The sequence below is a fragment of the Staphylococcus sp. GDY8P198P genome (assembly GCF_017891615.1).
Lineage (GTDB): Bacteria > Bacillota > Bacilli > Staphylococcales > Staphylococcaceae > Staphylococcus > Staphylococcus cohnii.
On sequence record NZ_JAESJQ010000029.1, the window covers coordinates 1 to 2,008 of the forward strand.

At 24.9% G+C, this 2,008-nt stretch carries 2 protein-coding genes; both read right to left on the reverse strand.

What is annotated here, in order from left to right:
* Positions 1–98: 98 nt before the first annotated feature.
* Complete coding sequence (locus KA824_RS12780) at positions 99–1,538, reverse strand: bifunctional aminoglycoside N-acetyltransferase AAC(6')-Ie/aminoglycoside O-phosphotransferase APH(2'')-Ia (protein WP_001028144.1); 1,440 nt, start codon at positions 1,536–1,538, stop codon at positions 99–101.
* Positions 1,539–1,931 (reverse strand): GNAT family N-acetyltransferase, encoded by a 393-nt coding sequence (locus KA824_RS12785; protein ID WP_000393259.1) that lies wholly within the window; start codon positions 1,929–1,931, stop codon positions 1,539–1,541.
* Between the last annotated feature and the right edge of the window lie 77 nt (positions 1,932–2,008).

The following is a 2,008-nucleotide window of genomic DNA, read 5'->3' on the forward strand; positions in this document are numbered from 1 at the left end:
CAGGAGTCTGGACTTGACTCACTTCCTTTATTATTTTTCATTTTTTTAAACTATTTAATACTAATGTCTTTTATAATAGCTTTTCATATATTATATAATCAATCTTTATAAGTCCTTTTATAAATTTCTTTTCTACCATTTTCGATAAATTCCTGTTTAATATTTTTAATTCCATAAACAATAGTTTCAATAGGATAATATTCTTCAACTATATCTTGATATTCTTTTGCTTTCTCAATATCTATATTTCCATACATTCTTAATATATCTTCTCCAAAATTTGTTCCTATTTCTTCTTCACTATCTTCAAGTAAGTATATAAAATCACAATATTCATCTATAATTCCAGAATCTCCAAAATCAATTATTCCAGTTAATCTATTATTGCCATCTAACAATAGATGATTACAACTAAAATCATTATGGCATAAACACTTTTTACCCTCAAAAACTGTTGTTGCATTTAGTCTTTCCATAAAACTTTCTATATAATCTTTTTCTATATCAGTTAAATCATTATAAATAGTTTCACGCAACAATATATACTCTTCTAATACATTTTGTTTATTATCAATAGTACATTCACTAATATCTGTATAATCTAAACCGTGCATTTGTCTTAAAAAACTGGCAATATCTCGTTTTAACAAATTTTGTTCTTCTTCTGACATAGTAGAATAAATTTCTGGTGTTAAAAAAGTTCCTTTAATTTCTTTATAACCTAGTATAGATAATTCATCACTAATATACGAATATTCAATATTAGGAATTTTTACATTAGTTTCTAAATTTGTATTTAAAAAATTATATATTGCTTTTTCTTTTGCATAACCTTTTTTCTTATTAGTACTAAATTTTGTTTTAAAAATGTATTCATTATTAACTAAATATGCCACACTATCATAACCACTACCGATTATTTCAATACTATCTACTTTGAAATTATCAAAGTAATGCTCAATTAAATATTTCATTGCCTTAACATTTGTGGCATTATCATCATATCTATATTCCATTAAATAACAATCTTCTTTTTTGCCCTCGTGTAATTCATGTTCTGGCAAATCTTCAATAATTCTAAAACCAGATTTTTGGTATGCCCTTATTGCTCTTGGATTATTTTTATGAGGGTCTAAAATAACTGCATTAGCATTTCTTTCTTTTTTCAAAAATTCAAAAATCAATTTAATATATCTTGTACCAATTCCTTTACTCCAATAATTTGGCTCTCCTATAAATTGATCCATACCATAGACTATCTCATCAGTTTTTGGATAATGATAATCAGTATATAACTCATCATACATTTTATATATTTGTCCATATCCAATAGGAACATTGTTATATTCAATAATTACTCTAAAAACTTCATCTTCCCAAGGCTCTGTATAATGTTTTTTTAATGATTCTAATGTATATTTTTTATCTCTACCACCATAAAATTCTAATACTCTTTCATCAGTTAACCATTTTAACATCAAAGGAAAATCATCATCTATTAAAGTTCTTATACATATTTCATTTTCAACTATATTCATTTATTTATCACCTTTTTCATAATCATATACATATACTATTTCATCTTTATAATCATTTTTACCACCTAATTTTTCATATACATGGCAAGCTCTAGGATTACCTTTATCAGTTATTAAAAACATTTCAGAACAACCAATCTCTTTAGAATATTCCTTAATAAAAGATAATAATTTTGAACCATAACCTTTGTCTTGATAGTTAGGTAACATTCCTATTGAGTGTAAATAAAACATTGTTTTTCCATCAGGTCTTAAAAGTGTATAGCAATATGCAAATCCTATAATTTTATTATTTTCTTTAGCTATAAACCCAAATGAACTGGTATCATTAAGAAATCCTTTTAAATTATCAATATCAAAAACCATATTATCATCAATTAAAACTTCTTCCATAAACTCAGTCAAGTCCAGACTGCTGTGTAAAATGCTATACAAGGTTTTTACCATGTCTACTTATCAAAATTGATGTA